Genomic DNA, 25,817 nt, shown 5'->3' with positions numbered 1-25,817 from the left:
CCCGTTACGGACGCGACTGTTCAGTTCCGACTTTGACAGGCTTCGTTTATGTCTATATTTTTTCGAATACGAATATCCAGAGCTGTACTGCCTCACTCATGGGTCTGGCTGGATTTTGGACGTAAACTGACGCCACGCTTTACTACCAGGCAATCGACATGACTGACACAGACAATAAAAACTACATCATCGCCCTCGACCAAGGTACGACCAGCTCCCGTGCCATTATTTTCGACCGCGATGCCAATGTGGTCAGCACGGCGCAAAGTGAATTCGTTCAGCATTACCCGCAACCGGGCTGGGTCGAGCACGACCCCATGGAAATCTTTGCCAGCCAGACCGCCTGCATGACCAAGGTTCTGGCGCAGGCCAATCTGCACCACAACCAGATCGCTGCCATCGGCATCACTAATCAGCGTGAAACCACGGTGGTCTGGGAAAAGGACACCGGCCGACCCATCTACAACGCTGTGGTCTGGCAGTGCCGTCGCAGCACCGAGATCTGTCAGCAACTCAAGCGTGATGGCCTTGAGGACTACATCAAGGAAACCACCGGTCTGGTCATCGACCCTTATTTTTCCGGCAGCAAACTCAAGTGGATTCTCGATCACGTCGAAGGCAGCCGTGAACGCGCCCGACGTGGCGAGCTGCTGTTCGGCACCGTCGATAGCTGGCTGATCTGGAAATTCACCGGCGGCACCACCCACGTTACCGATTACACCAACGCCTCGCGCACCATGATGTTCAACATCCACAAACTGGAGTGGGACCAGCGCATGCTCGACGTGCTGGACGTGCCGCGAGAAATGCTCCCCGAGGTCAAGTCGTCTTCAGAAGTCTATGGCCACAGCAAGAGCGGCATCCCTATCGCCGGAATCGCCGGGGACCAGCAATCGGCGCTGTTCGGCCAAATGTGCGTCGAAGCAGGCCAAGCCAAAAACACCTACGGCACCGGCTGCTTCCTGCTGATGAACACCGGCAAAAAAGCGGTGAAGTCCAATCATGGCCTGCTGACCACCATCGGTTGCGGCCCACGGGGCGAAGTGGCTTATGCACTGGAGGGCGCGGTATTCAACGGCGGCTCGACCGTGCAGTGGTTGCGTGACGAGCTGAAAATCGTCAATGACTCGATGGACACGGAGTACTTCGCCACTAAGGTCAAGGACAGCAACGGCGTGTACCTGGTGCCGGCGTTCACTGGCCTGGGCGCCCCCTATTGGGACCCGTACGCCCGAGGCGCGCTGTTCGGCCTGACTCGCGGCGTGAAGGTCGATCACATCATTCGTGCGGCACTCGAATCAATCGCCTATCAAACCCGGGACGTGTTGGACGCCATGCAGCAGGACGCTGGCGAACGCCTCAAAGCCTTGCGGGTGGATGGCGGCGCGGTGGCGAACAACTTCCTGATGCAGTTCCAGGCCGACATTCTGGGCACCGAAGTGGAGCGCCCGAAAATGCGCGAAACCACAGCGCTTGGTGCCGCGTACCTGGCAGGGTTGGCGATCGGGTTTTGGAGCAGTCTGGACGAATTGAAAGACAAAGCAGTGATCGAGCGCCGATTCGAACCGCAGTGCGGTGAGGAGCAGAAAGAAAAACTCTACGCTGGCTGGAAAAAAGCGGTGGATCGCACGCGGGATTGGGAGCCGCACGAAACGGCGGATTAAGTTCACAGCCCCCTGCAGGAGCGAACTTGTTCGCGAAGCGTCATAAACGGCGCACCGCGTCAGACGCCTCGCCAACAAGTTGGCTCCTACCGAAACTCCAATCCTGTGCTTCATATTTTTCCGGCTGACAGGTAATGCGCGCCTGCGGCATGATGGGCGCCCTTGCCCGAAGGAAGAAAAATGAATCTGCCACCCCGTCAACAGCAGATCCTCGAGCTGGTCCGTGAGCGCGGCTACGTCAGTATCGAAGAAATGGCCCAGCTATTCGTCGTCACCCCGCAAACCATCCGTCGCGACATCAATCAGCTGGCAGAAATGAACCTGCTGCGTCGCTATCACGGTGGTGCTGCCTACGATTCCAGCATCGAAAACACCGCTTACGCCATGCGCGCCGATCAGATGCGCGACGAAAAGCAACGCATCGCTGAAGCCATCGCCGCGCAGATTCCCGATCACGCCTCGCTGTTCATCAACATCGGCACCACAACCGAATCCATTGCTCGCGCTTTGCTCAATCACAACCACCTGAAGATCATCACCAACAACCTGCATGTCGCTTCGATTCTTAGCGGCAAGGATGATTTCGAGGTGCTGCTCGCCGGTGGCAATGTTCGTCGCGACGGTGGCGTCGTCGGTCAGGCCAGCGTTGATTTCATTACCCAGTTCAAGGTCGATTTCGCACTGGTGGGGATCAGCGGCATCGACGAAGACGGTAGTCTGCTGGACTTCGATTATCAGGAAGTGCGGGTTTCCCAAGCGATTATCGCCAACGCGCGCCAAGTCATTCTGGCTGCTGACTCCAGCAAGTTCGGGCGCAACGCGATGGTCCGGCTCGGGCCAATCACGCTGATCGATTGCCTGGTCACCGATCAGGCGCCCGTACCAGCGTTGGCGCAATTGCTGACACAGAACAAGATTCGGCTGGAAGTGGTTTAACGCCATACTCCGCTGGCATAGGGTAAACGCGCCCCGTGGGAGCGGGCCTGTCCGCGAAGGGTCCGGTAGGTGCGCTGCATTTTTCGCTGTCCGGACCATCGCATTCGCGGACAGGTCCGCTCCCACGTTTCGCCTTCAGACGGCCAAAGCGTGGCATTAGCCCAAAGCCATCCATGTTCGTTTTTGTTCCTTTCCTCTCTCCTTGATCAGTATTTTCAATCAATACCGGCTGGCTGGTGCCTTCTGTTTGCGCTACTATTTTCGGAAATGAACATTAATGTTCGAATCTAGCCTTTCGCGGTCATCATTCGAACTCGAAAAAAACGCACACAGGAGGCTCCGATGCCCCATTCCACACTGTCTACGCCGCCGCTCTCCGAGATTTACGACATTGCTGTCATCGGTGGCGGCATCAATGGTGTTGGCATTGCCGCAGATGCTGCAGGGCGCGGCCTCTCGGTTTTCCTGTGTGAGAAAGACGATCTGGCCAGCCACACTTCATCAGCCAGCAGCAAGCTGATTCATGGCGGCCTGCGTTATCTGGAGCATTACGAATTTCGCCTGGTGCGCGAGGCATTGGCGGAACGTGAAGTGCTGCTGGAAAAAGCCCCGCACATCGTCAAGCCAATGCGTTTCGTTCTACCCCATCGTCCCCATTTGCGCCCTGCCTGGATGATTCGCGCCGGTCTGTTCATGTATGACCACTTGGGCAAACGCGAGAAGCTTGCTGCGTCCAAAAGCCTGCGCTTTGGGGCCAACAGCCCGCTTAAGTCTTCCATCACCCGCGGTTTCGAATATTCCGATTGCTGGGTCGACGACGCCCGATTGGTGGTGCTCAACGCCATGGCTGCCCGTGAAAAAGGCGCGCACATTCATACCCAGACACGCTGCCTGAACGCTCGCCGGAGCAAAGGCCTGTGGCATCTGAACATGGAGCGTGCCGATGGCAGCCTGTTTTCTATTCGTGCCAAAGCATTGGTCAACGCAGCTGGCCCTTGGGTAGCAAAGTTCATCCGCGAAGACTTGAAGCTGGAGTCGCAATACGGCATCCGTCTGATTCAGGGCAGCCACCTGATCGTGCCGAAACTGTATGAAGGCGAGAACGCGTTCATCCTGCAGAACGAAGATCAGCGCATCGTGTTCGCGATTCCGTATCTGGAGCGATTCACCATAATTGGCACGACGGACCGTGAGTACACCGGCGATCCGAGCAAAGTGGCAATCACCGAAGGTGAGACCGATTACCTGCTGAAGATCGTTAACGAACACTTCAAGGCGCAACTGAGCCGCGATGACATCATCCGCACTTACTCCGGCGTTCGGCCGCTGTGCAACGACGAGTCGGACAACCCGTCAGCGATTACCCGCGACTACACGCTGTCGTTGACGGGCAGTGCCGAAGAAGCACCGATTCTGTCGGTGTTCGGCGGCAAGCTCACCACTTACCGTAAGCTCGCTGAATCGGCAATGCAGCAATTGGCACCTTTCTTCCCGCAGATGAAGCCAAGCTGGACCGCCAAAGGCAGCCTGCCCGGTGGCGAGGATATGACTACGCCTGATGCGTTGGCCGGCGACCTGCAGCGGCGCTGCCCATGGCTGCCCGCTGAAACCGCCCGACGCTGGGCCATCACCTATGGCAGCCGCGCCCTGCGAATCGTCGAAGGCGTGCAAAGTCTGGCGGACATGGGTGAGCATCTGGGCGGCGACTTGTACTCTCGTGAAGTCGATTACCTGTGTGCCGAGGAGTGGGCAACCCAGGCTGATGACATCTTGTGGCGCCGGACCAAGCTGGGGCTGTTCACCACCGCTGAGGAGCAGCATAACGTTCAGGTCTATCTCGATAAGGTCGCCAGCAGCAAAAGTGCTATAGCAGCCGCCTGATCAATCTGTAGGAGCGAATTTATTCGCGAGGCGGTGTGGCTGTGACTACCGCGCCACCGCCTCGCCAACAAGTTGGCTCCTACAGATATCTCTTCCCATTCGGTTTTCCGAACGCATCTTCCGCGGTAATTCGGCATCCCGGACACCGCCCTCTCCCCGCTCAACCCTCCTCAACTTAAAATCCATAAAGATCAATTGGTTAGCCTGCGTCACATCCTTGGCATGAGTCATGCTCTACACTTGTCAACGATTGCTCCGACCGTAGCGTGCGCCTGATTGGGCCGCCGTTGAAGCGTTCTGAAACAAGCGGGCCGTCCACCATCGGTCCCATAAAAAAAACAAAGTCGAGGATTCATTGATGCGCATCGTTCCCCATCTCCTGGGCGCAGCTATCACTGCTGCTCTGATCACCACTCCAGTTTTCGCCGCCGAACTCACCGGCACTCTGAAGAAAATCAAAGAGTCTGGCACCATCACCCTCGGTCACCGCGACTCATCCATTCCGTTTTCCTACATCGCAGACGCCTCGGGCGTTCCGGTTGGCTACTCCGCCGACATCCAGCTGAAGATCGTTGAAGCGATCAAAAAAGATCTGGACATGCCGGACCTGAAGGTCAAATACAACCTCGTTACCTCCCAAACCCGTATCCCATTGGTCCAAAACGGCACTGTTGACGTTGAATGTGGTTCGACCACCAACAACGCCGAGCGCGGCCAGCAAGTCGACTTCTCCGTCGGCATCTTCGAAATCGGTACTCGTCTGCTCTCCAAAGCTGATTCGTCCTACAAAGATTTCGACGACCTGAAAGGCAAAAACGTCGTCACCACCGCTGGCACCACGTCAGAACGCATTCTCAAGTCCATGAACGCTGACAAGCAGATGGGCATGAACGTCATCTCCGCCAAAGACCACGGCGAGTCCTTCCAGATGCTGGAATCGGGCCGCGCTGTTGCCTTCATGATGGACGACGCACTGCTCGCCGGTGAGATGGCCAAGGCCAAGAAGCCAACCGACTGGGCCGTAACCGGCACTCCGCAATCCTACGAAATCTATGGCTGCATGGTTCGCAAGGGCGATGCTGACTTCAAGAAAGCCGTCGACGACGCCATCGTTGCAACCTACAAATCGGGCGAGATCAACAAGATCTACGACAAGTGGTTCACCCAGCCGATTCCACCAAAAGGCCTGAACCTGATGTTCCCGATGAGCGAACAGCTCAAGGCTCTGATCGCCAACCCGAACGACAAGCCGGCGCCGGACAAGAAGGCCTGAGTAACCACTCTCAAGCCCCAACCGTGACAGCCTGATCCTGGGGGAAACTTCGGTTCCCCCAGGATTCGCTAACAAGAAAGCGTGCATAACGATCGATCAGAGGGGAGACCCTGATGAATTACAACTGGGACTGGGGCGTGTTCTTCAAGTCCACGGGCGTTGGCAGCGAGACCTATCTGGACTGGTACATTACCGGGCTGGGCTGGACCATCGCGATTGCCGTCGCCGCCTGGATCATCGCGTTAATCCTGGGCTCAGTGCTCGGGGTCATGCGCACGGTACCAAACCGTCTGGTATCGACCATCGCCACGGTATACGTGGAAATTTTCCGTAATGTGCCACTGCTGGTGCAGCTGTTCATCTGGTACTTCCTGGTGCCGGACCTGCTGCCTGAAAACCTGCAGGAGTGGTACAAGCAAGACCTCAACCCCACCACCTCGGCGTTTCTGAGCGTGGTCGTGTGCCTGGGCCTGTTCACCGCTGCACGGGTTTGCGAGCAAGTGCGCACCGGTATTCAGGCGCTGCCCCGGGGCCAGGAATCCGCCGCCCGTGCGATGGGTTTCAAACTGCCGCAAATCTACTGGAACGTGCTGCTGCCTCAGGCCTACCGGATCATCATTCCGCCGCTCACCTCCGAATTCCTCAACGTGTTCAAGAACTCGTCCGTGGCTTCGTTGATCGGCTTGATGGAGCTACTGGCGCAAACCAAACAAACCGCTGAATTCTCGGCCAACCTGTTCGAAGCCTTCACATTGGCCACGCTGATCTACTTCACGCTGAACATGAGCCTGATGCTGTTGATGCGCGTGATTGAGAAGAAAGTCGCGGTGCCGGGCCTGATTTCCGTGGGGGGCAAATAATGGACTTCTCTGGAATCGTCCCTGCCATTCCCGGCATGTGGAACGGCATGATCATGACCCTGCAATTGATGGTCATGGGTATCGTGGGCGGCATCATTCTTGGCACGTTGCTGGCGCTGATGCGTCTGTCGTCCAACAAGCTGCTGTCCAACGTCGCTGGCGCATACGTCAACTATTTCCGCTCTATCCCGCTGCTGCTGGTTATCACCTGGTTCTATCTGGCAGTGCCTTTCGTGCTGCGCTGGATCACGGGCGAAGACACGCCAATCGGCGCGTTCACCTCCTGCGTCGTGGCTTTCATGATGTTCGAGGCCGCTTACTTCTGTGAAATCGTCCGCGCCGGTGTGCAGTCGATTTCTCGCGGTCAGATGGGCGCCGCGCAAGCGCTGGGCATGACGTACGGCCAGATGATGCGCCTGATCATCCTGCCTCAGGCGTTCCGCAAGATGACCCCTCTGCTGTTGCAGCAGAGCATCATCCTGTTTCAGGACACCTCGCTGGTTTACACCGTGGGTCTGGTGGACTTCCTCAACGCCTCGCGCTCCAGCGGCGACATCATTGGCCGCTCCAATGAATTCCTGATCTTCGCCGGTCTGGTCTACTTCATCATCAGCTTCGCTGCCTCGCGCCTGGTGAAGCTTCTGCAGAAAAGGTTTGCCGTATGATTTCCATCAAAAATATCAACAAGTGGTATGGGGACTTTCAGGTACTGACCGATTGCAGCACCGACGTCGCCAAAGGCGAAGTGGTGGTGGTCTGCGGTCCGTCGGGCTCGGGTAAATCGACCCTGATCAAATGCGTCAACGCGCTGGAACCGTTCCAGAAAGGCGACATCGTGGTCGACGGCACCTCCATCGCCGACTCGAAAACCAACCTGCCAAAACTGCGTTCGCGCGTGGGCATGGTGTTTCAGCATTTCGAACTGTTCCCGCACCTGACCATCGTCGAAAACCTGACCATTGCGCAGATCAAGGTCCTGGGTCGCAGCAAGGAAGAAGCCACCAAAAAAGGCCTGGCCCTGCTAGAACGCGTCGGGCTGTCGGCTCACGCACACAAGCATCCAGGGCAACTGTCCGGCGGCCAGCAGCAGCGCGTGGCGATTGCCCGTGCGCTGGCGATGGACCCGGTAGTCATGCTGTTCGACGAACCGACCTCGGCGCTGGACCCGGAAATGGTCAACGAAGTGTTGGACGTCATGGTGCAACTGGCCCATGAGGGTATGACCATGATGTGCGTGACCCACGAAATGGGCTTCGCCCGCAAAGTAGCGAACCGGGTGATCTTCATGGACCAGGGCCAGATCGTCGAAGACTGCGCCAAGGAAGAGTTTTTCGGTGACGTCAGCGCACGTTCCGAACGTGCCCAGCAGTTCCTCGCCAAAATCCTGCAGCACTAAAAAAGCCCCACAAGGGCACAAAACCCTCCGGCCGCTCGTTTTCCGATATCCAGGAAACGCGCGGCTGGTCGGTCCAGGACGACTGTGATGAAATGCGACCCCCCTCTCTATCGCGACCCGCCGCCATCACTCGCCGTGAAACCCCGTCTGATACGCCAAATGTTCCTGCCGCCGCTGATCATCCTGTTGATGATCGGGTTGGGCTACGTCAGCTATCTGTTCAGCGAAACCAACGGCATCAAGGCCCTGAGCGAAAACGGCGAGCGCCAGCTTGAGCTGCATGCGCGCACCGTCGAAAGCGAGATCAACAAATACAACTATCTGCCCAGCGTGCTGGAGCTTGAATCCAACGTATCGGATTTGCTCAACGGGCCGTCTCCCGAACTGCGCGGCAAGGTCAACGATTACCTTGAAGGCCTCAACCGCCGCAGCCGTAGCCGCGCGATTTATGTGCTCGACACCACAGGCCGCGTGCTGGCCACCAGCAACTGGCGCGATGCCGACAGCTATCTGGGCGAGGACCTGTCGTTCCGCGCCTATTACCAGGATGCGATTCGCGGCCTGCCCGGTCGCTTTTATGGCATCGGAAGCACTACTGGCGAGCCGGGTTATTACCTGGCCCATGGCCTGGAAGAGAAAGGCAAGATCATCGGCGTGGCGGTGATCAAGGTCCGGCTTGAAGCATTGGAAGAGCGCTGGCAGCGGGCCCGTCTGGAAGCGTTCGTCAGCGACGAGAACGGCATCATTATCTTGTCCAGCGACCCGGCCCGGCGGCTCAAGTCAGTGCGCGCCCTTACCCCGGAAGTCAAAGAACGTCTGGCGCGCAGCCTGCAGTACTACTGGTGGCCGCTGAACGAGTTGGTGCCGCTGGAGCGCGAATCGATTTCCGAAGGGGTGGAAAAGCTCACCTTTCCCGCCAACAGCAGCGTCGACCATGAGCACACAGTGGTCAGCTATCTGGCACAAACCAGAGATTTGGCCGACACGCCTTGGCACCTCACCCTACTGACGCCGCTCGAAGATCTGCGTCGTGAAGCGGCCAATCAGGGAATGCTGGTTGCAGTAGCCTGTGCGTTGGTGGCGTTTTTGCTGATTGCCTGGAACGAGCGGCGCAAGGTGATTTCCACTCGCCTCGCGGCCCGTGAAGCATTGGAACAAGCCAATAACGAGCTGGAGCGGCGGATCACCGAACGCACGGCTGATCTGCGCGCCAGCAACGAGCGGCTCAAGGGTCAGATTCGTGAACGTCGGCAAGCGGAAGACACCTTGCGACAGGCGCAGGATGAGCTGGTGCAGGCCGGAAAACTAGCGGCCATTGGGCAGATGTCCACCAGCATCGCCCACGAACTCAACCAGCCGCTGGCAGCGTTGCGAACGTTGTCCGGCAATACCGTGCGTTTCATCGAGCGTGGCATGTTGGATACCGCCAGCACCAATCTGCGCACGATCAATGACCTGGTGGATCGCATGGGCCGCATTACCGCCAGCCTGCGCGCCTTCGCCCGTCGGGGCGAAGACAAAGGCCAGGCCTCGCTGGGCAAGGCGGTTGAAGCAGCGCTGCAATTGCTCGCCGCTCGCGTTGAGAAAAGCTCGCTGCAACTGCATCAGGATTTCAACGACGTCGCGCTGATGATTGATCAAACGCGTCTGGAGCAGATTCTGGTCAACCTGATTGGCAATGCCCTTGACGCCATGCAAGCCCAACCTTTGCCGGAACTGTGGCTGGAAGGTGAAGTAGCTGAAGGGCGCTATCGCTTGCGGGTCCGGGACAACGGTCATGGCATCGACGCCGAAGCGCGCAAGCACCTGTTCGAGCCGTTTTTCACCACCAAGCCGGGTGAGCAAGGGCTGGGATTAGGATTGACCTTGTCCGCCAGCCTCGCTGCGGCAGCGGGTGGCAGTTTGAACGCCGAGCATCCGCCGGAGGGTGGCACGGTGTTTGTGTTGAGTGTGCCGATGGTGGGGCCAAGCGCATGAAAACACGCCGCAGAACACATCGCATTTGTAGGAGCGCGCTTGCCCGCGATGGCGGTGTGAAAGGCTACATAGATATCTCTGATCCACTGCTATCGCGGGCAAGCGCGCTCCTACAACGGGCCTCACCAATCGGAATTTCCAATGAACACTGACCTCACCGTCCTCATCGTCGAGGACGACCCCCACGTGCTGCTCGGCTGCCAACAGGCGCTCGCGCTGGAAGACATTCACAGCGAAGGCGTGGCCAGCGCCGAGGAAGCACTGGAGCGAGTGGGCGATAACTTCCCGGGCATCGTCGTCAGCGATATTCGCCTGCCCGGCATCGATGGCCTGGAGTTGCTGACCCGCCTCAAAGCGCGGGACCGCAGCCTACCCGTCGTGCTGATCACTGGGCACGGCGACGTGACCATGGCCGTCAATGCCATGCGCGACGGCGCCTACGATTTCATGGAAAAGCCCTTCTCCCCCGAGCGCCTTGTCGATGTGGCGCGGCGTGCGCTGGAACAACGCGGGCTCGCGCGGGAAGTCTGGTCGCTGCGCAAGCAATTGGCTGAACGTGATTCGCTGGAAGGCAAAATCATTGGCCGCTCCCCGGCCATGCAACAGCTTCGGGCGCTGATCGCCAACGTCGCCGACACCTCGGCCAATGTCCTGATCGAGGGGGAAACAGGTACTGGCAAGGAACTGGTCGCCCGTTGCTTGCACGATTTCAGCCGTCGGCATTCACAGCAGTTCGTCGCGCTGAACTGCGGCGGGCTGCCGGAGAACCTGTTCGAAAGCGAGATATTCGGTCACGAAGCCAACGCGTTCACCGGCGCGGGCAAACGTCGGATCGGCAAGATCGAACACGCGCACAACGGCACGCTGTTCCTCGATGAAGTGGAAAGCATGCCGATCAGCCTGCAGATCAAACTGCTGCGGGTGTTACAGGAGCGCACGCTGGAACGGTTGGGTTCGAACCAGAGCCTGGCCGTGGATTGCCGGGTGATCGCGGCTACCAAATCGGATCTGGCCGAGCTGAGTAAAGTCAGCCAGTTCCGTAGCGACCTCTATTACCGTCTGAACGTGGTGACGCTGGAAATTCCGCCGCTGCGTGAGCGTCGCGAGGACATCCTGCAACTGTTCGAGCACTTTTTGCAGTTGTCAGCGTTGCGCTTCGACCGCGAGCCCGCACAACTGGACGCGCAAACGATGTCTGCGTTGATGAGCCACGACTGGCCCGGCAACGTGCGCGAGTTGCGAAATGTGGCCGAGCGGTATGCATTGGGCCTGCCAGCGTTCAAGAAGAGCGGTGCCATTGCATACAGCCAGAGCCTGGGGTTTTCGGAAGCGGTGGAAGCCTTCGAGAAAAACCTGCTCAGCGAGGCGTTGCAACGCAGCGGCGGCAACCTGAGCCAGGCCAGTCTGGAATTGAGCATGGCCAAAACCACGTTGTTCGACAAAGTGAAGAAGTACGGGTTGGGGTGACACCCACATTCTCTGTAGGAGCGAACTTGTTCGCGAGACGGCTTACATGACACGCCTCCAAATCGCCTCGCCAACAAGTTGGCTCCTACAGGCAGAAAGGACGCGGCAGTAAGTCGCCCACCCTGCGCATTCTCTGTAGGAGCGAACTTGTTCGCGAGACGGCTTACATGACACGCCTCGAAACCGCCTCGCCAACAAGTTGGCTCCTACAGATCAGGGTTCGCTGCGATTAAGGCGTCAACCTCCGCGGCGGTGGGCGATGTCGCAGGGCCCCAGCGGGTGACGGCGATGGCCGCCGCTGCATTGGCGCGCAACGCCGCCTGTTCCGCCGAATACCCCGCCGCCAGGTTGGCCAGCAACACACCGGCATGGGCATCACCCGCGCCGTTAGTGTCGATGGCCGTCACCGGAAAGCCGCGCACCTGCTTCGTTTTCGCGCCCTGACGAATCCAACAGCCCTGCGGCCCGTCGCGCACCACAATCAACGCATCGCGCTTGAGCAATTCACTCAACCGATCAAGCGCATCGGCGATCTCTTCGCACTGGGTAAAGCGCAGCGCCTCTTCACAATTGCTGGTCCACAGCGAGATCAGCGGCAACACGGCCCTCATCTGCGGGCCGTCCGGTGAATTGACCAACGGCCCCGGATCGAACACCACGCCAGCGCCCTCGGGCAAATCAGCCAGCCAGGCCAGCAAACTCGGCACCTTGTCCTCGTGCAACAGACTGTAACCGCTGACAAACACATAATCATCGGCCTGCACTGACACGCTGCTCAGATCCTGCGCCGACAACCCGCCTTCGGCCCCCACATAGGAAATGAATGAGCGCTCGGCAGAGGGTTCGATCAGCGCAACCGACAAGCCGGTGTCCTGATCGTCCGACGCTGGCGTGGCGATTTCGATGCCTTCAGCTGCCATCGACTGACGCGCCAGATCACCAAATCGCCCCTTGCCATGACGACCGAGGTACACCGTTTGCAGACCATTCCTACAAGCAGCGGCCATCACATTGAAGCCCCCGCCAGTCTCGAATTTCGCTGAACTGGCAAGCACGTCGCCACCCGAACGGGGCAGCGCGTCAAGGGCCATGACCAGGTCAACCACGACTTGGCCGGTATAAAGCAATCTAGCGGGCATGAGCAGACTCGTTTGTGGCCAGACGACGGTCGCGAGAACCGCCGAGAAGTGCGTACAGGCCGCCAGCAACCACGAAGGTCACGATCCAGCCCAGGCCGTTATGACCGAACCAGGAATCAGACAAAAAGCCCTTGAACAGCACGTTTTCCGGGGTGGTGGCTACGGTGGTGAAGCTGAAACCGAGGATGATCGCCAAGGCCCAGGCACCAACTGCACGCCACTCCACGCCGCCGCGATACCAGTAAGCACTGGTTGGCGTGGTGTCCATCAGGTCTTCGGCCGAGTAGTAATGGCGATGGATCAGGTCGACGATGAAGATCCCGACCCACGCGGTGATCGGTACCGCCAACATCGAAATGAAGGTAATGAACGGGCCGTAGAAACTGTCGGCGATCAGCATGAAGTAAATGGAGCCAGCGAAGATCGCGACGATATCGACGATCACCGCGTGAACCCTTTTGATCTTCAAACCCAGAGTCAGGGTGGTCAGACCGGCCGAATACACCGACAGGTTGTTGGACAGCAACAGACCGCCAAATGCAGTGATCAGGTAAGGAACGGCCATCCAGGTCGGCAGCAATTCACGAATCGCGATGATCGGGTCGGTGGCTGAAGCCAAATGATCGTTGCCCACCGACAGCAGGCCGCCGAGGGTAATCAACAGCACCAGCGGAATGCCCGCGCCAAATGCTGCGGACGCTACAAGCCCTGCAGCTTTGACGCTGCGATGTTGATAACGCGACATGTCCGCGCCTGCGTTGGCCCAGCCAATACCGGTGCCAGCGGCCATGGTGCCGACGCCGATGATCATGGCGCTGAGCGGCGCAGGCGTGGCGTTGAACACCGCTGTCCAGTCAATGTGCGCAATAAGGAAACCGCCGACGACTATGTTCAGCGCACCGAAGATGTAGGTGGCCCATTTCTGAATGACCAGCAGCGTGGCGTGACCTAGACCGGAAACCGAAAGAGTCATCAGCACGAAGATCGCGATGAACAACAGCGTCAGACCTGGCGCGCTCTTGGCTTCAACGGGCGTGCCGAACAGAATTGCGCACAGCGACAGCAGTACAAAAGCGGCCGTTGTGGTGTTGACCGTCTCCCAGCCAAGGCGCGACATCAGCGAGACAATGGTAGGACCGATATTGCCGCGCACACCGAAAATGGCGCGGGACAGCGTCAGACTCGGCGCTCGTCCGCGTCGGCCAGCAATCGATATGACGCCGACCACCGCGAACGAACCTGCTGCGCCGAGAATCGCGACGATGATCGCTTGCCAGATGGACAGCCCCCGAAACGCAATGAGCGTTGCGCCAAGCGGCAGTCCGAGGATGCTGATGTTGGCAGCGAACCATACCCAGAACAGTTGCAGCGGATGGCCGTTGCATTCGTTTTCCGGAACCGGCTCGATGCCGCGTGTTTCAAGTTGTCCTGCGCCTTGAGTGGCGTTGGATGAAGTCATGGGTTTGCTCCTGTTGCCGTTTATTCTGGTTGTGGGCAGTGCGCAATCCAAACGACATCCGTGTCATGCGGGGCTTTTCAGGCTGCAAAAAGCCCCAGGTCGCCGCCGAACAGTCGGCCGCAACTTGTCAGTCTTATTAAATGTTCTGCGTTGCTGCGGGCGGCTGTCAGACCGCGCGCAGGGACAACAAATGCTCGACCAGCGAATACAGATCCAGATCGTTGACAGACTTGATCTGCTCGATCATGTCCGTGGGCCACGCGTTCAAGCCTTGGCATGCACCGAGCATGGCGCCAAGAATGGCCGCGATGGTGTCAGTGTCGCCGCCCAGACTGGCCGCCATGCACACGGCATCGAACGCCGACAACCGACCTGCCGCCACCTGATGCGCCAGTGCAAACGCTGCCACCACCGACTCCTGCGACGCCACCGATGTGCCGATCACGTCGTAGATCAATGTCGGCAGTTGCTGGTTATCGCAATCAGCGCAAAGTTTTTGCGCCCACTGAATACGCGCAGCGATACGACCGCCAGCGACCCAGTGACCAAATTTTTCGGCCTGCTGCGCAATCGTCACGCCAATTTCCAGAGCATCGCCCAGGGACTGACCGTTTATCCCGGCAGAAACCACTGCCGCCACCGCAGCAGCACTGGAAATACCCAGCGTCGTGTTGTGGGTGACCTGACAGGCCTGAACCACAGCCTCGACGAATTGCGTCTGATCACTCACGTCCGCAGCGATACCCACGGGCGTGATGCGCATCGCGGCGCCGTTTGTAGTGCCGAAGCGGCCAGCCTCTTCCGGGCTGTGGCCTGCGAGGATCATTTCAATCGCGCGCTTGGTCGACGGGCCAAGCAGGTCCTGCGAGCCTTTGGCCTGCATGACCGCTTCCCAGTCGATTAGGCTCTGCGCCAGGTCCGAGGGATCAATCCGCCCCCCCCCGGTGACCAGCAATTCGCCTACCAGGACCGCCTGCTCGGTGTCGTCGGTGATGGAACCGGCGGCCATGTTCGGTGCAATCGGCTGGTCGGCATCCGCTGCGGTCAGCGTGGTGATGCGGCCGAAGCGTTGCTTGATCTGCTCGCGACTCAATGACTGGGTCGGCATACCCAGGGCATCGCCCAGTGCCAGGCCGTAAAACGCACCCAGTGCGCGGTCGCGGGTATCAATAAGAGCGGTCATGAGGAGGTTCCAAACGCCAGATGCAGACGGAAATGCACGGGGTCCAGAAGACTTTCCACATGCTCCATGAAACGTTCGCGGCGGTCGTACGTTGTGCGCAGGGCCTTGAGGAAGACCGTGCCGGGCTCGCGCATCACCAGCGTGGCATCGTCGGCGGTCAGCGGCTCGGCGCCGATCCACTGATCGCCGCGATCACCGACGAAACCGTGAGCGGCCAGTGTGATGGTCAGGGAATCTTCAATCAGGCCGGTTTTTGGCACGCTTTCCAGGCCATCGCTGGCCGGGATCAGTGCGCGCTCCAACGAAACGACACTGCCATCGGCAGCGGTGCGACGACGGTCCAGTGCGATGAAGTGCCGCGTGCCGAATCGGCTTTCAAGGTCCGGACGCTCGACTTCCACCAGACGCAAAATTTCGGTGTCGATTCGCGCGCCGGTGTCAGCTAGCGCCTGCGCCCAGCCGCTGCGCTGATCCAGCGAGATGCCATCGTAGGTGACAATCGAACCGACACCCGATTGGGTGGCGATGTAATTGCGCCGCTTGAGTTCGGAAAGGGCCTCACGCAGCGTGCCGCGGCTGACATCGAATTCCTGCGCCAGCAAATGCTCTCCGGGCAGAAGATCACCGGACTCCATCTCACCGGATTCGATGCGTCGGGCGAGCTCGTCGACCACGCGTTTTTTCTTGTCAAATCGAACATGTCTAATCATGTACAAATTGATAGCGGAAAGTGGGTGAGATGAGCAAGCGATTTTTGTTACAGATCAGATATCAGTGGCCTTTGATTTGCCGCTTTCGCGGACCGGTCCGCTCCCACAAAGAAAGCATTTATCCCGTGGGAGCGGACCTGTCAGCGAAGAAGCCAGCCTAAACGACGCGTGATTGAGCGATTAAATGACCTTGCCCTGCTCATCAATCACCTGACGAATGGCACCGACAAATACGTCCACCGGCTGCCCTCCCGACACGGCATATTGATCATTGAACACGATGGTCGGCACCGAACTCACGCCGCGCTGTACCCATAGCTGTTCAAGTTCTCGGACCTCGGCGCTGTATTCGTCCGATGCCAGAATTGCCTCAGCACGCAGGCGGTCCAGCCCGACCTTTTGCGAGGTGTCGGCCAATACCCGATGGCTTGAAGGATCAGCGTGCTGACTGAAGTACGCGGCAAACAAGGCGTTTTTCAGTTCGTGCTGCTTGCCTTCCAGTTCGGCCCAATGCAGCAATCGGTGAGCGTCGAAGGTGTTGTAAATGCGCCGATCCCCCTCTTTGAAAACAAAACCCAGCTCAGCGCCGCGCTCGCGGATGTGTTCGCGGTTGGCTTTGGATTGCTCGGGCGTCGAGCCGTATTTCTGGAAAATGTGTTCGTTGAGGTCTTGGCCTTCGGGCGGCATGTTCGGGTTGAGTTCGAACGGCTGGAAGTGGATCTGCGCCTGAACGTCGTCGCCCAGATATTCCAGCGCCTGATCCAGCGCGCGCAGACCGATGACGCACCAAGGGCAGGAAACGTCGGAGATAAAATCGATTTTCAGCGGAGTGCTCATGGAAAGGCTCACTCGGTGGGAGGAAACTTCGCACGATACGCTGACAGGCTTCTTACGCAACCCGTTGTAGGAGCGCGCTTGCCCGCGAATACATTGCGTCAGGCGACATTTTTGCTGCTGACACACCTAATCGCGGGCAAGCGCGCTCCTACGACGGGATTGCATTCAGAGCTGTGCGACGTGCGAAGCATCTTCGCGATGCTCGCGCAAATACGGCAGCACCGCCCCGAGCAACGGTGCTTTGAACGCCTCTTGAAACCGATGCGCCAATCCCGGAATCAGCTTCAGCTGGCTGCCCTGGATGTGCGCCGCGACATGGATGCCGTGCATCACCGGCAGCAACGGATCTGCCGTGCCGTGCACCACCAGCGTAGGTACACGTAGGCGATTCAACAATTCCACGCGGCTGGGTTCGGCCAGTATCGCCAAAATCTGCCGTTTCACCCCTTCAGGATTGAACGCTCGATCGTAGGAAGCGGCCGCCTGTTGCAGCAGCGCTTGGCGGTCGTCTTTGACTTCCGGGCTGCCGAGCGCCGCCAGCAAATCCGCCTGCTGCTCTAAAGCAGTCTGCCGGTCAGGGGCACCCCGCCGCGCCAGCAATTGCAGCAACGCCGGGCTCGGCATCGGCAGGCCGGGCGCGCCGGAGCTGGTCATGATCAGCGTCAGGCTTTCCACCCGTTTGGGGGCCATGTCCGCCAGATGTTGGGCAATCATGCCTCCCATGCTCGCGCCCAGGACGTGAAACTGCTGCACGTGCAACGTGTCCATCAGACCCAGCGCGTCCTGCGCCATGTCCGTCAGCGAATACGGGGCAGACACAGGCAACCCGATCTTGTAGCGCAGCACTTCGTAAGTCAGGTTTGGTGAAGAAGGCGCTTGTACCCAGGTCGACAGGCCGACATCGCGGTTATCGTAACGAATGACACGAAAACCCTGCTGACACAGGGCGACTACCACCTCATCCGGCCAGTGAATCAGCTGTCCGCCCAGCCCCATGACCAGCAGCAACGCAGGGTCGGACTCGCGCCCGATGCTCTGATAGGCCAGGTGCACATCATTGAGCTCGGCCACTTGCGTGGGAACGTTGACATCGCATCGAGAAGCCGCAAAAGACGGCAGGCTGCAGAACAAGGCAGCCAGAAAAAGTAAAACCCGCATGAAAAACACCGAAACGCAGAACCCCAGTAGGCCGCGAGTCTGATGAAGTTTTCTAAAGCGCGCTGCCACAGTTGCGTGACAGTTTGATGAAGGGGGCTGAGCGGTAGCAAACCCTGTAGGAGCGAACCTGTTCGCAAGACAGTTTAACGGGCACGCCGCGTGAGCCGCATCGCCAACAAGTTGGCTCCTAGGGGAGCATTTCAGTTACGCCGCTGCCGCGCTGCGACCATCCTGCAACGTGCTGGAAGTGGCGACCCACAAGTTAGTGCCAAAACGCAATTCGGCTTCTTTGAGCAGTGCCAGTGCGTTATCGAGATCACAGCGCGAGACGTTGCGGCCGTCGACCACGCCCAAAGACAAGATCTTGTAGGTCGGCAAGCGATCAAACACCAACCCGAGCTGATCAGGTGCACAAGCCAGATCCACGTGCAAGCCATCCACAGGCAGCGACACGGCGAGGCCAAGGTTGGCTCCTAGGCCACCCAAATACGTCGCGATGAGTTTTTTCAGCGGCGAATATTGCAAGCTGTGATAGGCGCGTTCGAAAGCGTTTTTCCAGTCCTGAGGCAGATCAAGGCTGAGAATCGGCTCATCGATTTGCACCCATTCCACGCCCTGCCCGGCCAGACGACCGAGGATTTCGCCGTAGATCGGCAGCAACCGGTCCAGCAAATCCAGCTTGTCAAAAGTGTCGCCTTTGGCTTTGCCCAGCCAAAGATAGGTGAGCGGCCCAATCAATACTGGCTTGACCATGTGGCCCAGCGCGATGGCTTCGTCGACTTCTTCGAACAGCTGTTCCCAACTCAGCTTGAAGCGCTGGTCTTCCGTGAATTCGGGGGCCAGATAATGGTGGTTGGTATCGAACCACTTAGTCAGCTGCTGCGTATATTGCGTTTCGCCGTGATCTCCATGAGAACCGGTGTCGGTGGCGCCGCGGACCATCGCGAACAGGGTATCCAGAGTGGGCAAGCGGCGAGCGTCTTTGGTGTCGGCGAAGCGCTCAGGGGTCACACCGAACGTCAGGGAATGGGTCAGGACCCGATCGTGCCAGGCGAAATCACCGACCGGCACCAGATCGATGCCAGCCTCTTTTTGCAGTTGCCAATGAGCGGCACGCAATTGCTGGCCAACCAGACGCAAACCTTCCTGATCAAGATCACCCTTCCAATACGCTTCCAGTGCTTTTTCCAATTCACGATCCGCGCCGATACGCGGGAATCCAAGAGTGTGGGCCAGGGCCATGTCAGGTCCTCCATGCAAAAGATGGCGCCATTGTCGACACTGAACACAACATGAGACAAACTCATTGTATTCGTGTTGATCACAAGTTTTACTCATGGAGCACAGCCGTGCTGGAAATACGCCACCTCAAAACCCTGCATGCACTGCGTGAAGCCGACAGCCTTGTAGACGCCGCTGACCGGCTGCATCTGACGCAGTCAGCGCTCTCGCACCAATTCAAAGAGCTGGAAGAGCGCATGGGCATGCCGCTGTTTGTGCGTAAGACCAAACCCGTGCGTTTCACCAGTGCAGGGCTGCGTCTGCTGCAACTGGCGGACTCGGTGCTGCCGCAGCTACGCGCGGCCGAGCGCGACATCTCACGGCTGGCGGGTGGTGTGGCTGGGCGCTTGCACATGGCGATCGAATGTCACAGCTGCTTTCAGTGGCTGATGCCGACCATCGATCAGTTTCGTGATGCCTGGCCCGAGGTCGAGCTGGACTTGGCTTCCGGTTTTGCCTTCGCGCCGCTTCCGGCCCTGGCCCGCGGCGATCTGGATCTGGTCGTCACTTCGGACCCGCTGGAACTGGTCGGCATCACCTATGTGCCACTGTTTACTTACGAAGCGATGCTCGCAGTCGCCAATCAACACGCGCTGGCGAGCAAACCCTATATCGTGCCGGAAGATCTGACGACCGAAACGCTGATTACCTACCCCGTCGAACGTGATCGCCTGGATATCTTCACGCGTTTTCTGGAGCCTGCTGACGTGGAACCCGCGCAGGTGCGCACCTCCGAGCTGACGGTCATGATGATGCAGCTTGTCGCCAGCGGCCGAGGCGTGTGTGGGATGCCGCACTGGGCCCTGCATGAATACAGCTCACGGGGCTATGTGAAGGCAAAACGTCTAGGCGAGAAAGGCCTGTTTGCCACGCTCTATGCCGGCATCCGCGCCGACATGCTGGATGCGCCGTACATGAGGGATTTTCTACTGACGGCCAAAGACACGTCGTTTTCGACGCTAGATGGGGTGAGCGCGGTTCGGTAGCAAATGGACGAAGCTTTGTAGGAACGCGCTTGCCCGCGAATAGGGAGGGTCAGAGTCGAATATGTCGTCTGATCCACCTCAATCGCGGGCAAGCGCGCTCCTACATAACGCGTGTCAGCAAATTTCCCTCAAACAAACGCCTCATGCTTCAACGCACCGATCTCGTCTGCGCGCTCGAAGGCCAGCACGATCAAGCGATCGATCAGTTCCGGATAGGTCAAACCGCTGGCCTGCCAGAGCTTGGGGTACATGCTGATGGAGGTGAAACCCGGCAGCGTGTTGATCTCGTTGATGATGATTTCGCGGGCGGCGGTGACGAAGAAATCGACGCGGGCCAGCCCTGCACAACCCAGTACCTGATAGGCCTGAAGAGCCACAGCGCGAACCTCGTCGCTGAGGTCTTGGGGCATGTCGGCGGGAATCGCGATACGCGCCTGACCATCGTTCAGGTACTTGGTGTCGTAGGCATAAAACTCGTCATTGGCGATGACCTCGCCACACACGCTGACCTGCGGTTCGCGGTTGCCGAGCACGGCGCATTCCACTTCGCGGCCCACCATGCCCTGCTCGATCAAGACCTTGGTGTCGTAATCAAAGGCGAGTTTCAGCGCATCGGCAAAACCTGCGGCGTCCATAACCTTGCTCACGCCGACTGACGACCCCTGGCACGCGGGCTTGACGAACATCGGCAAGCCCAATTTCGCCGAGACGGTGTCGAAATCCACGGACTGGCCGCGCTCAAGTACCACGAATGGCGCCACTGCGATCCCTGCGTCGCGCAGCAGGCGCTTGGTCACGTCCTTGTCCATGCACGCCGCCGAACTCAGCACATCCGGCCCTACGCACGGAATATCCATCAAGCGCAGCAAACCTTGCAGGGAGCCATCTTCGCCCAGATTGCCGTGGATCAGCGGGAACACCACGTCAATGCGCGGCAGCTCCAACCCGCTTACGACCTCAACGAACTGCGCCCCCCGGCTGCCCGGCAGCAGCGACAGCAACAAGCCTGATTCACTGAGCTTGATGGTCGAAGGATCAGTCGCGTTCTGCAGGTAATCGCGCTCGTCAAAACGCAGCCAGCGGCCTTGTTTGTCGACGCCAATGAGGGTGAGGAAATAGCTGTTGCGATCAATCGCGTTGATCACGTTGCGTGCCGATTGCAGCGACACTTCATGCTCGGAGGACTGACCGCCGAAGACGATGGCGACTGATTTTTTCAAAACGCAAACTCCTGGATTTCAGGTCGCAAAGCTAAAAGCAATTTGCGGCCTACGTCCAGTCCCGCGATCGGCTGTTTGGCGCAATGCTGCCCGGTTTCTGACGGACACAAAAAACCCGCGCCCTGAAAGAGTCCTTGGGATCTTCCGGGGCGCGGGCAGCGAAACGGTCATTCAGCAGCAGATGAATCTGTTTTGCCGCCTGAACCAAAGGTTGCGAACCGCTTGTTGAAGCCAGCGATACGGCCTTCGGACGTGCTTTTGCGTTGCTGACCTGTGTACATCGGGTGCGAAGCGCTGGACACGTCGAGCGCTACATAGGGATAGGTATTGCCGTCAGTGTGTTGTTGCGTGCGTTCGGTATCAACGGTGGAGCCGATTAGGAAAAACACATCGGCAGCGGTGTCGTGGAACAGCACAGGGCGGTATTGGGGATGGATATCGGGTTTCATGTCTGTCTCCAGATTTAAGTGATCATGTAATATGTTATACAGTAACAATCGAGAGAAGTTCAACTCAAACAAATTTTGTTACGGTTACATTTTTTGGCTTTTCCCGGTCCGGCGCAGGAGGCTAAGGTTCGCGCCGCTGCAAAACTGCTCACGCCTGATGCATCTTCAGGAATGGAGTGAAGAATCCACCAAGGAGGTTTTTGCCATGTTGATGATTGATCGCTATGAACTGTCCCTCGCAGGCCATGAACGCCTGCTCCATGCTCAGCAATCGCTGCGCGAACTCGACAACTACATCAAGAATGCCAATGGCGGTTATGACCTGCACACCCTCAGGGATCAGGCTGATGCCGCACGCAAGGCGCTGGATAAAGTTGTCGAAGACTCCCTTGCCGTCGATGGCCGTGACGCGTTCATGCGCAAGGCATGCGAGTGGGGGTTCATCGGGCTTGCGCCTGTCGAACGTGCGCTGATTCACCACGTGCGCGTGAGCAGCGCAGAGGGCGCAAAGGAAATCCATGAAATGGCCGAGACAACAGCCAGAACCAGGCCCTACGTCAAGGAAGACATCTGAGTCTTCAACGGCGGCACTGCAAACCGGAGGGCGCGCAATTGCTGCGCGCCCTCTCTGCTCAAGCTGATTCCTGAAAGTCCATCTCAGGCGGTTGGCGACGAAAGCCGCCCGTCAGCCACGCCAGATAGATGCAGCCAATGGCGAGCCAGCTAACTCCGAGCATGATCGCCAGCTTGTCCAGGCTAACCATCAGCCACAAGTCCGCAAGCAGCCCGATCAACGGGAAAATCAAAAACAGGACCAGCTCACGCAAGCCACGTTTTTGGCCGCCAATCCAGTAATGGAAAATCACCGACAGGTTGACGAGGCTGAACGCCAGGAACGCACCAAAATTGATGAACGACGTCGAGGTGGTCACATCGAGTTTCAGCGCCAGCAACGCCACAACTGCGCACAGCAAGATGCTATTGACCGGCGTGCCGTAACGTTCGCTCAAGGTCCCGAAAAAGCTTTTTGGCAGCACACCGTCACGGCCCATGGCGAATAGCAGGCGTGAGCCGCTGGCCTGAGCGGAAAGTCCGGACGCAAACTGACCGACGATCAGGCCGACCAGAAACAGGGTCACGAACACGTCGCCACCGATGTTGCGGGCGATTTCATAGGCCGCCGAATCGACGCTCTCGAACTGAAACGAAGGATGCGCCAGCTGCACGAAGTACGACACACCGACAAAGATCAAACCGCCGATGAGCGTGATCAGCATGATCGCTCTAGGAATGGTGCGGCGGGGATCTTTGGTTTCTTCGGTCAACGTACTCACCGCGTCGAAACCCAGGAAGGAGTAACAGGCAATCGCGGCCCCGCTCATGATCAACGGCATTTGCATGTCGCCATTGAAGAACGGCGTCAGGGTCCACAACGGTTTGCTGGCATCGCCACCGATGTAGTGGATGCACAGGCCGATGAATGCTGCGAGCACCAGAAACTGCACGATCATCAGCAATGCATTGACCGTATTGGCCAGCTTTAACCCGACGATGTTGATCAGGCTGGTGATCACGATAAACGCCAGCACCCAGATTGGCTGCGGAATGGATGGGAAGGCTGACCCCAGATACGCCGCACCGATCAGCCAGATCGCCATCGGCAAGAACAGATAATCGAGCAGCACCGCCCAGCCAGCGATAAATCCAAGCTTTGGGCTGATGGCTTTGCGCACGTAACTATAAGCCGAGCCTGCGACCGGAAACGCCGAGGCCATGCGCCCGTAACTCATGGCGGTGAAAAACATCGCCACCAATGCTGCCAGGTAAGCCGCAGGCACCGCGCCATTGGTGGACTGCGCCAGAATGCCGAACGTGCCAAGCACAATAATGGGTGTCATATAAGCGATGCCGAACAGCACCACCGACCCTAATGAAAGGGTGCGTTGCAAACGAGCCATGAGCGACTACTCCGAATTTATAGGTTTTATGGCAGAGAAAAGTTCGGCAGAACAAAGGCATTTCTTATAGAAAATCAGCTATGGGTGGATCGTCCGCTTATGGATGCGGATCGATCGCGAAGTCACTGCTTATGGGTGTGGTATCAACAACTCCCGGCGACCGTCCGGGTGCTCAATCACTTCGCCTGGCAACCGCAGGCGCTGATCATCCAGATAGCGGTAATCCCGCCGCGCTACTGTCAGTTGGTCGAGGTCCAGTTCAACGCTGAAATGGCATTCGTCGCGTCCGGCTTCCTGGATCAGCGTGCCAAACGGGTCCACCAGCGCGCTGCCGCCAGCGAACACCAGACCGCCCTCGCCTTCGCCAACGCGGTTGACCATCAGCGCGAACGCCTGGTTTTCCTGGGCGCGGGCCATGATTGCGGTGCGATGGGTCGGGCCGTAGGGGTCCATGTTGCCATTGGTGACAATGATCAGATCGGCGCCCAACTGAGCCAGCGCGCGGGCGGACTCTGGGAATTCGATGTCGTAGCAGATCAGCATCCCGACCCGCAGCCCGTTCCACTCGCAGGTGGTGTAGCGGTCGCCGGGGCTGAACACGCCACGATCCGACGCCCACAAATGAGTCTTGCGATAGCGCAGCGCGACGCCTTCGGGGGTGATCAACACGGTGGTATTGAAGAATTGGCCCTGGTCGCTTTCCGCGAAACCGACAACGACCGACACCTTGCGCTCGCGCGCGGCCCGAACAACGGCTTGCACCGTCGGGCCGTCCAGCGGCTCGGCGACACTCGCGACGCTGTCGCTCGACGGAAAGCCCATCAGGTGTGTTTCCGGAAACACAATCAACGCCGTGTCGGTAGCGCAGGTGGCAATGGCGGCCAGCGCGCGTTGCAAATTGTGGGCGGTGCCATTGTCTTGCCCCGTCAGTTGGGCGAGTTCGACCTTCATGGGTTCTCCTTATCGAGTGGCGTGGCCGCTCAGACACAAAATGCTGGCCTGACCGTTGGCTCTGCGGGCAGTATGCGCATCAGCCAGTGTTACCGGGTATTACGCAGCTGTAGTAACCCAATAGGGGTAGTTCAATGACAATCGCACTTGGGGATATTGCGTGGCATCGCTCGGTGGCGCAGATGATCGACGCCCTGGACAAGCCCAATTTCTGGGCACAACTGGTGCGCCTGCTCAATCAATACGTCAGCTTCGATAGCTGGGTCGTGCTGCAATTCAGCACCAGTCAGCGGCCGATGGTGTTTGCCGAATCTCCCGGCGAAGACGGCAGCCCCGATCAGTTGTTTCAGGACTACCTCAAAGGCCTGTATCTGCTCGACCCCTTTTACATCGCCAGCCGTGAGCGCGCGCAGACCGGACTGTTTCGCCTGGCCGAAGTCGCGCCTGAGCATTTTGAATTGACCGAGTACTACCAGCGCTATTTCCGGCTCAACGTGGTGGCTGACGAAATCCAGTTCAATTGCCAGCTCGATACCGATCGCACACTCTGCCTGTCGCTGGGTTCGACCCAGCGCTTCAGTCCCGAAACTGTCGCCTTGTTGTCATTGATCGAGCCGTGGGTGGTGGCGTTGCTGCGCCAGCGATTACCGTTCGAAATGGCAGACCAGGTATCAGACGACGATCCAGCGCCGGTGCAACAACCGGTCAACGACTGGCGCGCCCAACTTGAAGCCTCGGTTCAGCTGAGTCGCGGGGCGCAGTTGACCGCCCGGGAGCTGGACGTCGGAAGGTTGATGCTCAGCGGCTGCTCCAGCAAGGAAATCGCGCGAAAACTGGCCATCTCAGCCGAGACCGTGCGTGTCCACAAGAAGCACATCTACAGCAAACTGGGCATCAAATCCCAGTCCGAACTGTTTTCGATTTTTCTTCAGGCGCAAAGCGCTTGAAACAAGGCAATGTCTTACCTGCTCGTTATAGGAAGAAGGCGCGGCACAGCGCCAAAGCTGATCTGTCATTAACCGTGAATTGACC

At 58.5% G+C, this 25,817-nt stretch carries 22 protein-coding genes and 1 pseudogene; 12 read left to right on the top strand and 11 right to left on the bottom strand.

Annotation, left to right across the window (positions count from 1 at the left end):
* Positions 1 to 158: 158 nt before the first annotated feature.
* From glpK to aauR, 9 genes are all read left to right on the top strand, one after another.
* Entirely contained in the window at positions 159 to 1,664 is a 1,506-nt protein-coding gene (gene glpK, locus ACWKV9_RS01735) for a glycerol kinase GlpK (RefSeq protein ID WP_483834357.1), read from the top strand.
* A gap of 180 nt (positions 1,665 to 1,844) precedes the next feature.
* On the top strand, positions 1,845 to 2,600 hold the full coding sequence (locus ACWKV9_RS01730; RefSeq protein ID WP_037012305.1) for a DeoR/GlpR family transcriptional regulator: 756 nt from the start codon (positions 1,845 to 1,847) through the stop codon (positions 2,598 to 2,600).
* Positions 2,601 to 2,942: 342 nt separating this feature from the next.
* Entirely contained in the window at positions 2,943 to 4,481 is a 1,539-nt protein-coding gene (gene glpD / locus ACWKV9_RS01725) for a glycerol-3-phosphate dehydrogenase (protein ID WP_483834356.1), read from the top strand.
* Between the two features lie 358 nt (positions 4,482 to 4,839).
* A complete protein-coding gene (locus ACWKV9_RS01720) occupies positions 4,840 to 5,754 on the top strand; it encodes a glutamate/aspartate ABC transporter substrate-binding protein (protein ID WP_483834355.1) in 915 nt (304 codons plus the stop codon).
* 113 nt (positions 5,755 to 5,867) lie between these two features.
* Positions 5,868 to 6,614 (top strand): amino acid ABC transporter permease, encoded by a 747-nt coding sequence (locus tag ACWKV9_RS01715; RefSeq protein ID WP_483834354.1) that lies wholly within the window; start codon positions 5,868 to 5,870, stop codon positions 6,612 to 6,614.
* Positions 6,611 to 7,279: an amino acid ABC transporter permease gene (locus ACWKV9_RS01710; protein WP_483834719.1), complete on the top strand. Its 669-nt coding sequence runs from the start codon at positions 6,611 to 6,613 to the stop codon at positions 7,277 to 7,279. The genes ACWKV9_RS01715 and ACWKV9_RS01710 overlap by 4 nt, the downstream gene beginning before the upstream one ends.
* A complete protein-coding gene (locus tag ACWKV9_RS01705) occupies positions 7,276 to 8,010 on the top strand; it encodes an amino acid ABC transporter ATP-binding protein (protein WP_483834353.1) in 735 nt (244 codons plus the stop codon). The genes ACWKV9_RS01710 and ACWKV9_RS01705 overlap by 4 nt, the downstream gene beginning before the upstream one ends.
* Before the next feature lie 87 nt (positions 8,011 to 8,097).
* Entirely contained in the window at positions 8,098 to 9,987 is a 1,890-nt protein-coding gene (gene aauS / locus ACWKV9_RS01700) for a two-component sensor histidine kinase AauS (RefSeq protein WP_483834352.1), read from the top strand.
* 141 nt (positions 9,988 to 10,128) lie between these two features.
* Positions 10,129 to 11,454: a two-component response regulator AauR gene (aauR, locus tag ACWKV9_RS01695; RefSeq protein ID WP_483834351.1), complete on the top strand. Its 1,326-nt coding sequence runs from the start codon at positions 10,129 to 10,131 to the stop codon at positions 11,452 to 11,454.
* A 206-nt stretch (positions 11,455 to 11,660) separates the two neighbouring features.
* Here the strand turns inward: aauR and ACWKV9_RS01690 are convergent, their stop codons facing one another.
* The 7 genes and pseudogenes from ACWKV9_RS01690 to ACWKV9_RS01660 form a co-directional block, all read right to left on the bottom strand.
* Positions 11,661 to 12,593, bottom strand: a complete 933-nt coding sequence (locus ACWKV9_RS01690; protein WP_483834350.1) for a PfkB family carbohydrate kinase — start codon at positions 12,591 to 12,593, stop codon at positions 11,661 to 11,663.
* Positions 12,583 to 14,052 (bottom strand): purine-cytosine permease family protein, encoded by a 1,470-nt coding sequence (locus ACWKV9_RS01685; protein ID WP_483834349.1) that lies wholly within the window; start codon positions 14,050 to 14,052, stop codon positions 12,583 to 12,585. Before ACWKV9_RS01685 ends, ACWKV9_RS01690 begins: the two co-directional genes overlap by 11 nt.
* Positions 14,053 to 14,218: 166 nt before the next feature.
* Positions 14,219 to 15,235 carry an ADP-ribosylglycohydrolase family protein gene (locus ACWKV9_RS01680; RefSeq protein WP_483834348.1) on the bottom strand — a complete coding sequence of 339 codons (1,017 nt, stop codon included), beginning with the start codon at positions 15,233 to 15,235 and terminating at the stop codon, positions 14,219 to 14,221.
* Positions 15,232 to 15,945 carry a GntR family transcriptional regulator gene (locus ACWKV9_RS01675; protein WP_483834347.1) on the bottom strand — a complete coding sequence of 238 codons (714 nt, stop codon included), beginning with the start codon at positions 15,943 to 15,945 and terminating at the stop codon, positions 15,232 to 15,234. The genes ACWKV9_RS01680 and ACWKV9_RS01675 overlap by 4 nt, the downstream gene beginning before the upstream one ends.
* 180 nt (positions 15,946 to 16,125) lie before the next feature.
* A complete protein-coding gene (locus ACWKV9_RS01670; RefSeq protein ID WP_483834346.1) occupies positions 16,126 to 16,782 on the bottom strand; it encodes a DsbA family oxidoreductase in 657 nt (218 codons plus the stop codon).
* A 165-nt stretch (positions 16,783 to 16,947) separates the two neighbouring features.
* Positions 16,948 to 17,940, bottom strand: a complete 993-nt coding sequence (locus ACWKV9_RS01665) for an alpha/beta fold hydrolase (protein WP_483834345.1) — start codon at positions 17,938 to 17,940, stop codon at positions 16,948 to 16,950.
* 234 nt (positions 17,941 to 18,174) lie between these two features.
* A pseudogene (locus tag ACWKV9_RS01660) lies at positions 18,175 to 19,182 on the bottom strand (5-methyltetrahydropteroyltriglutamate--homocysteine S-methyltransferase); the annotation flags it as partial.
* A 107-nt stretch (positions 19,183 to 19,289) separates the two neighbouring features.
* On the opposite strand from ACWKV9_RS01660, the gene metR reads away from it, so the two are divergent.
* A complete protein-coding gene (gene metR / locus ACWKV9_RS01655; RefSeq protein ID WP_483834344.1) occupies positions 19,290 to 20,207 on the top strand; it encodes a transcriptional regulator MetR in 918 nt (305 codons plus the stop codon).
* A 128-nt stretch (positions 20,208 to 20,335) separates the two neighbouring features.
* Here the strand turns inward: metR and ddlA are convergent, their stop codons facing one another.
* On the bottom strand, positions 20,336 to 21,427 hold the full coding sequence (gene ddlA, locus ACWKV9_RS01650) for a D-alanine--D-alanine ligase (protein ID WP_483834343.1): 1,092 nt from the start codon (positions 21,425 to 21,427) through the stop codon (positions 20,336 to 20,338).
* Between the two features lie 167 nt (positions 21,428 to 21,594).
* On the bottom strand, positions 21,595 to 21,876 hold the full coding sequence (locus tag ACWKV9_RS01645; protein ID WP_483834342.1) for a type B 50S ribosomal protein L31: 282 nt from the start codon (positions 21,874 to 21,876) through the stop codon (positions 21,595 to 21,597).
* A 205-nt stretch (positions 21,877 to 22,081) separates the two neighbouring features.
* Between ACWKV9_RS01645 and ACWKV9_RS01640 the strand changes: the two genes are divergently transcribed.
* Positions 22,082 to 22,450 (top strand): hypothetical protein, encoded by a 369-nt coding sequence (locus tag ACWKV9_RS01640; RefSeq protein WP_483834341.1) that lies wholly within the window; start codon positions 22,082 to 22,084, stop codon positions 22,448 to 22,450.
* Between the two features lie 58 nt (positions 22,451 to 22,508).
* Here the strand turns inward: ACWKV9_RS01640 and ACWKV9_RS01635 are convergent, their stop codons facing one another.
* Positions 22,509 to 23,834 carry an APC family permease gene (locus ACWKV9_RS01635; RefSeq protein WP_483834340.1) on the bottom strand — a complete coding sequence of 442 codons (1,326 nt, stop codon included), beginning with the start codon at positions 23,832 to 23,834 and terminating at the stop codon, positions 22,509 to 22,511.
* Positions 23,835 to 23,963: 129 nt separating this feature from the next.
* Entirely contained in the window at positions 23,964 to 24,785 is an 822-nt protein-coding gene (locus ACWKV9_RS01630) for a carbon-nitrogen hydrolase family protein (RefSeq protein WP_483834339.1), read from the bottom strand.
* Positions 24,786 to 24,919: 134 nt separating this feature from the next.
* Here ACWKV9_RS01630 and ACWKV9_RS01625 point away from each other — a divergent pair, with 134 nt between their 5' ends.
* Positions 24,920 to 25,732, top strand: a complete 813-nt coding sequence (locus tag ACWKV9_RS01625) for a helix-turn-helix transcriptional regulator (protein WP_483834338.1) — start codon at positions 24,920 to 24,922, stop codon at positions 25,730 to 25,732.
* Positions 25,733 to 25,817 lie beyond the last annotated feature (85 nt).

This window comes from Pseudomonas corni (genome assembly GCF_057128765.1).
Note: the sequence above shows the minus strand (reverse complement) of the source record. Positions and strands in the feature narration are given on the sequence as shown.